The organism is Haloparvum sedimenti (assembly GCF_001462205.1).
GTDB lineage: Archaea > Halobacteriota > Halobacteria > Halobacteriales > Haloferacaceae > Haloparvum > Haloparvum sedimenti.
This window is the reverse complement of sequence record NZ_LKIR01000132.1, coordinates 30,637-30,855: the sequence shown is the minus strand read 5'-3', so window position 1 is coordinate 30,855 and position 219 is coordinate 30,637. Positions and strand designations below refer to the sequence as shown.

Here is a 219-nt window from a genome sequence, read left to right as displayed (position 1 = left end):
ACCTCCGCGAGCAGCGCCGACGGATGCGCCTCCCCTCCTCGCTCCCGAACGTTCCGGCGTACCTCTACGCCGGGCTCGACGACCGGTATCCGGTTCTCGCCGCCGTCGGGGCGCTCGGAACTCGGCTCGACCAGGCCAGACGGGACCTCGAGCGGGCGCTGGCGCGGTCCGACTGAGACGCGCGGCCCCGATTCGGTCACGTCCGCCGGTCCGCGGGTC

Annotated in this window: 1 pseudogene; it reads left to right on the top strand. The window is 74.4% G+C overall.

The window, feature by feature from the left end:
* Nucleotides 1–62 precede the first annotated feature (62 nt).
* Nucleotides 63–176, top strand: a pseudogene (locus AN233_RS18435) (DUF7260 family protein); the annotation flags it as partial.
* Nucleotides 177–219 lie beyond the last annotated feature (43 nt).